The organism is Prevotella brunnea (assembly GCF_008016795.1).
Classification (GTDB): Bacteria; Bacteroidota; Bacteroidia; order Bacteroidales; family Bacteroidaceae; genus Prevotella; species Prevotella brunnea.
Genome location: NZ_SDIK01000031.1, coordinates 20,476 through 27,267 on the forward strand (window position 1 = coordinate 20,476; position 6,792 = coordinate 27,267).

The window sequence follows — 6,792 nt, forward strand, 5'->3', positions numbered from 1 at the left end:
TGTTAAAGCAGATACGAACCAAGAAGCGGGATTGCTCGCACATCAAAACATTAAATATATATATTGACTTTAAAACCATAACATAAAAATGTTAATCAATTACAGCAACGTAAATATTTACCAAGACGATCGTTTGATCTTGAAAGATGTTAATTTTCAAGTGAACGAAGGTGAATTTATATATATAATCGGCAAAGTCGGCTCCGGGAAAAGCTCGCTTTTGAAAACCATTTATTGCGAATTGGATGTGGATAAAGGCGATGCCGAAATGGCAGAAGTTCTTGGAGTTTCAGTTCTATCCATGAAACGTCGAGCCGTACCCGCATTGAGAAAACAGATGGGAATTATCTTTCAGGATTTCCAACTACTTCATGACAGAAGCGTTTATAAAAACCTTTATTTCGTATTGAAAGCTACCGGATGGAAGAATAAAGACGAAATAAACGAGAGAATAGAAACAGTTCTGAAAGAGGTGGGAATGTTGGATAAAAAAAACAAGATGCCCAGTGAGCTCTCCGGTGGAGAACAGCAACGCATTGCGATAGCCAGAGCATTACTAAACAACCCGGTCATCATCATCGCGGATGAACCCACCGGCAATCTTGACCCGGAGACAGCAACAAACATTGTCGGTATTCTTAAGCGAGCCAGCGAAGAGGGCACAACGGTCATCATGTCCACACACAACATCAACTTGCTAAATCAATTCCCCGGCAAGGTTTATCAGTGCAAAAACGAAGAGTTTCGTATCGTTAATGACACCAAGGACACCAATGACCCAAATGACGAGAAAATAGAAATCATTGCCGATCCGCTCGACTTTCAAGACGAGGAAGATGCCACCCGGCAATCATAGGTTTGAACACTTTAATCCCCCCAAGAATATGAAAGTGATGAAATTTGGAGGAACTTCCGTAGGAACTCCTTCACGCATGAAAGAAGTTGCGTTATTAGCCATAAAATCCGATGCGCCGACGTTTCTTGTGCTATCAGCCATGAGTGGGACCACCAACACACTCATAGAAATCTCAGAATATCTCTACAAAAGAAACACGGAGGGAGCAAATGAACTTATAAATAAGTTAGAACAAAACTATTTACTCCACATAGAAGATCTTTTTTCTACCCGGCGATACAAAGATATAACAAGAGATTTCCTTAAAGAGGAATTTAACTTTCTGCGCTCTTTTACCAAAGAAATGTTTACCTCGTTTGAGGAAAAGAGCATAGTTGCCCAAGGTGAAATCATATCGACAAATATGGTAACCAATTACTTGTTGGAACAAGGCGTAAAAGCTAAACTGTTACCGGCTTTGGACTTCATGCGAACCGATAAGAACGCGGAACCTGACGCACTATATATAAAAGAAAAACTTACAGATATACTTGCGAAGAACGCGGATTATCAAATCTATATCACGCAAGGGTTTATATGCAGGAATGCTTACGGAGAAATTGACAATCTTCAGAGAGGAGGCTCAGACTATACGGCTTCACTGATAGGAGCTGCCATCACAGCAGATGAAATACAGATATGGACCGATATTGATGGCATTCATAATAATGATCCTCGCATAGTGGAAAAAACGGAAACCGTAAGGCAACTTAACTTCGAAGAGGCATCCGAATTGGCATACTTTGGCGCAAAAATTCTTCATCCCACATGTGTACAACCGGCTAAATATGCGGGAATACCCGTCAGATTGAAGTTCACCATGGATCCGGAAGCTGAAGGCACCATCATAAATAACAATTTGACACGCGGAAAAATCAAAGCCATTTCTGCAAAAGACAACATCACGGCTATCAAGATAAAGTCAAGCAGAATGTTGGGTTCAACCGGATTCCTACGCAAGGTGTTTGAAATTTTTGAAAGTTATCAGACCTCTATTGACATGGTTGCAACAAGTGAGGTGGGAATGTCGATGACCATAGAAAACGACACACATCTGTCAGATATTACCGATGAACTTAAAAAACTTGGCACTGTAACAATTGATAAGGAGATGTGCATTGTCTGCGTGGTAGGAGATTTGGACTGGAACAATGTTGGTTTTGAAACACTGACAATGGAAGCGATGAAGGACATTCCCATTCGTATGATAAGTTATGGAGGCAGCAATTACAACATATCTTTCCTAATTCAGGATAAGGACAAGAAGCATACTCTGCAATCTCTTTCTGACCATCTTTTTGGATGATTGTCGGGAGAGATGACACAATTACAAAAAACATAATGCGGCGCATCAGACTGCAAATAAAAAATGATAGTTATAGACAATATCTCGATAATAGTATCATTGGGGGTGATTTTGTTAGCGATTGTTTCACCTCTTATCAACCCCTTTTTCCGAAGACCGAAATTCAATAACCCCATGCATGAAAATTCTGTCTCTGACGATGAGGAGACAAAATTACCTGCTATCTCTGTCATTCTCACTCCCAACGAGAATGCAGACGCACTTTCAGAAAACCTTCAAATCTATTTGGATCAAGATTATCAAAACTTTCAAGTTATCGTTGTAGCGTCCAAGGGAGATACGGAAACTGAAGACGTGCTGAAAAGCTATCATGACAGTCCTAAATTATATACAACCTTCATACCCACAACCTCAAGATATATGAGCAGGAAAAAACTTGCGATTACATTGGGGGTGAAAGCAGCAAAGCATGAATGGATATTGATGGCTGATATTTCTTGTAAACCAATAACGAACAAGTGGCTGGAAGCTTTGGCGAAGAATTGTACTGAACAGAGGAACTTAATTGTCGGATATACAAAATATGATGATGATACACCCGACTTTTGGAAGTTTGAAAGACTGCAAACCACCTGTTACCTTGCAAGGGAATATCAAAAAGGAATGGGATATAGAAGCATTACTAATGCCTTATTGTTTAGAAAGAGTGAATTTATTGCACAAGATGGATTTCGAGGCAATTTAAAATTCATTAGAGGGGAATATGATTTCATGATAAACAAGTATATGCATAAAGGCTCTATTGCTTTCGAGTCATCAATAGATGGTACTCAAATTGAGCAGTCTCCCTCACAGAAGCATTGGATAAATCAACACCTATTTTATATGGCGAATAGGAAACATCTTGAACGTAGCTTCCGACACAGATTTCTCTTTCTGATAGATCAAGCATTTATGCATATCGCATATATAGGAATTATTCTCGTTTTGGCTTTTTCTATTTATAAGCATTTATGGTTAATAACCATTTGCGCTTCAATAGCACTTGTTGTATATTTAACTCTTCGCATGATGATTGGCAAAAAAGCCATCAGCCTATTCAATGGGGATATTCCCACATGGAAAATCATCCCCTACGAACTGAGAATAATATGGCAAAATTTAAGCTATAAAGTGAGATATTGGAGAGCAAACAAAAATGATTTCATTACGCACAAGATATAAATGAAAATTCTTCACTATATAGAAAATTTCTCACAGAATGATTTGCTTTCGGATCATCTCAGTTTGCTGGTATCTGAAGAGAGTAACTATGTAGATGCGAGCCTCATAAAAAATAAGAATGAGCTTTTAAAACAATTAAGAAATGAGGCTCCTGATATTGTGCATTTCCATAACTGCTGGTCTCGAAAGACTTATCGCTGCATAAGAATTGCAAAATCTGAAGGATGCTTTACCATCCTATCCCCACATTGGGAACTGAACAGAATCAATCGTTGTGAGAGGAAACTTACCAAATCAATCATGGCAATCGCATTTCAAAAGAACGCAGTTAAAATGGTTGATGCACTATTGGTGACTGGCAATGACGAACTCGAAGAAATAATAAAACTGGGATGGAAAACAAGAATAGACAGCGTACCATCGCATCTGCTAAAACATGAAATAAGCCCGGAAGCAATGGCACAAGAAACCATAACTTTCTATCGTAAGGTAATGGATACCGGATATAGAAGAAGGATGAACAAGGCAGAGTTTAATTGTCTGAACAGCTTGTTGCATATAGGATTATTAGAGAATGGCATGTTAAGAAATATGCCGAATGAACATCTCATAGAGCTTCGTAAACTGAATCCACAGCAATGGCAACGCATTTTACTATTTTCAGATGATGAGGATATACGTGAGATGATAAATAAAGGAATAGAAAAGCTTCAACTTTCTGTCCCCGATATTGACACGAACAATATATTGAGATATTTACCGTTAATAACAAAGCAGGCAGGAAGTCTTGATAAAGAAAATCTCTTCGCTACTGATGTTTTTACTCGAAACAAAACTGAAAATGTGATAGAAGATGCAGATTCAGAACTAAAGACCGGAACCATCATGTTCCTAAATGCCAAATACTTGTTAAACAAAAATAAGTTTACCCTACATCATTTGGCAGATATCTACAAGTTCTTGAAAACATGCGACTACGATGAAGTAAAATTATCAAGTTTACTAAAGAAAATGCACATTTATAAATTTGCGAGACGCATACTTCAAATTCTTTCCAACTATTTGTTTTTGGAAGAAGGTTTTATGCCATTCAAACCTCTTGACGATAAAAAGACAACAAAACTTGAACAGACGATTATAAACATAGAAAAATACTAACAAAATAATACAATCGTGCTATGATAAAACAGTATGACTTAAAGAAGGATGAACGATATCTTCAGTTGCTTTCGCAATCATTCCCCACAATCGCGGATGCCAGCACAGAAATCATCAACTTGCAGGCTATCCTTAACTTACCAAAAGGAACTGAACATTTTCTTGCCGATATACATGGAGAGCATGAAGCTTTCCAACATGTTCTGAAAAACGCATCAGGCAATATAAAAAGAAAGGTAAACGAAATCTTTGGTGATACACTGAGAGAATCCGAGAAACGCAACTTATGCACACTAATCTATTACCCGGAACAGAAACTGGAATTAGTAAAACAGGAAGAGGAGGATATTGATGACTGGTATCACATTGTTATCCACCAACTTGTAAGGGTTTGCAGAAACGTATCCAGCAAATATACACGCTCGAAAGTTCGAAAATCTCTTCCTATCGACTTTTCGTACATCATTCAAGAACTCCTACATGAGCATTCAGATGATAAGGACAAAACAGATTATGTGAGCACGATTATCTCAACCATCATTTCTACAGGTAGAGCAGACGACTTCATCATAGCCATGAGCAAAGTGATACAACGATTGGCCATCGATCAGCTCCATATCATGGGCGATATTTACGATCGTGGACCAGGGGCTCACATCGTGATGGATATTCTGAAAAATTATCATACTTGGGACATAACTTGGGGAAATCATGATGTTCTGTGGATGGGGGCAAGTGCCGGTAACGACGCTTGTATTTGTAACGTCATCCGGATAGCTCTGAGGTATGATAATATGGACACTATAGAGGATGGATATGGCATTAATCTCATCCAATTGGCAACATTTGCAATGGAAGCTTATGGAAATGATCCTTGCACTGAATTTATGCCTAAAATATCACAATCCGACTCGATTGATGAGAAAAGCACATTGCTAATAGCACGTATGCACAAGGCTATCAGCATCATTCAATTTAAGATAGAAAGTCAGATTATCAAACGCTATCCGTTTTGGAAAATGAACAATCGCCTTCTGTTGGACAGAATAGATTACGAAAAAGGAACTATCCTGATAGATGGAAAAAATTACAATTTAAGCTCATGCCATTTCCCCACTGTTGATCCAAAGAATCCGCATAAACTCACCGTGGCAGAAAAAGCATTGATAGACAAACTGCACCATTCGTTTACGTCCAGTGAAAAACTACGCGAACACATTCAGCTTCAATTGCGCCATGGATGTATGTACAAAGTTGTAAACAATAATCTTCTCTATCATGCTTCCATACCATTGAATGAGGACGGCACTTTGAAAGAGGTTGAGATATGTCCGAAGAATATGGCCAAAGGGAAAGATTTACTTGATAATATAGGAGTTATTATCCACAGAGCTTTCCAGCCAAAGAACGAAACAGAAGACTTAAAAGAACTCAATTATGCCATAGATTATTTCTTGTACTTATGGTGTGGTCCCAACAGTCCTCTTTTCGATAAAGCAAAAATGACTACTTTTGAACGATACTTCATCAAGGAGAAAGAAACGCACAATGAGGAAAAGGGCTTTTACTATAAATTTCGCGATAAAGAGGAAACTGCTGACTATATCATGAAAGAATTTGGAGTTACCGGACCGAATAGGCATATCATAAATGGGCATGTGCCGGTTCATGTCGTGAAAGGCGAAAGCCCTATTAAAGCCAACGGAAAATTAATGGTTATCGATGGAGGATTTTCACAGGCATATCATAAAGAAACAGGTATTGCCGGATATACACTCGTATATCATTCAAGAGGTTTCCAACTTGTACAACATGAACCATTCGCCTCTCAGGAAGATGCCATAAAACGAGGAATCGACATTGTCAGTACCACACAGATTGTGGAGATGAAACAAAGTAGATTAAAAGTTGCTGATATGGATAAAGGAACTGAGTTGAAACTCCAAATTGAAGCACTCGAAGAATTATTATATGCTTATCGTCACGGATTTATTATCGAACAAGAACGAAAAAATCCACCAAAGATTTAACAAAAAGGTCTCTAACAGGCAGTTTGCAACATTATCGACATGCACTACCATAGCATCGGCTGACTACTCCCGACAAGCTTGACACTGCTTCTTTCAGATTTCATCTCACGATGAATTTGTGCCTTTCCACAAAACCCTTGCTGCAGTTTGTGTAATTCGAAAGAATTTCAGAAATTTGC

The 6,792-nt window shown here is 38.4% G+C and carries 5 protein-coding genes; all 5 read left to right on the plus strand.

Going from position 1 to position 6,792, the window contains the following annotated elements; genetic code table 11:
• Positions 1-88: 88 nt before the first annotated feature.
• Positions 89-856: a cell division ATP-binding protein FtsE gene (locus ETF27_RS04730; RefSeq protein ID WP_130829038.1), complete on the plus strand. Its 768-nt coding sequence runs from the start codon at positions 89-91 to the stop codon at positions 854-856.
• Between the two features lie 28 nt (positions 857-884).
• Positions 885-2,201, plus strand: coding sequence for an aspartate kinase (locus ETF27_RS04735; RefSeq protein ID WP_130829040.1), 1,317 nt, complete (start codon positions 885-887; stop codon positions 2,199-2,201).
• Positions 2,202-2,264: 63 nt separating this feature from the next.
• Positions 2,265-3,425 (plus strand): glycosyltransferase, encoded by a 1,161-nt coding sequence (locus ETF27_RS04740; protein WP_130829042.1) that lies wholly within the window; start codon positions 2,265-2,267, stop codon positions 3,423-3,425.
• Positions 3,426-3,725: 300 nt separating this feature from the next.
• On the plus strand, positions 3,726-4,583 hold the full coding sequence (locus ETF27_RS04745) for a glycosyltransferase (RefSeq protein ID WP_130829044.1): 858 nt from the start codon (positions 3,726-3,728) through the stop codon (positions 4,581-4,583).
• Between the two features lie 20 nt (positions 4,584-4,603).
• Entirely contained in the window at positions 4,604-6,613 is a 2,010-nt protein-coding gene (locus tag ETF27_RS04750; RefSeq protein ID WP_130829046.1) for a fructose-1,6-bisphosphatase, read from the plus strand.
• Positions 6,614-6,792: the final 179 nt, after the last annotated feature.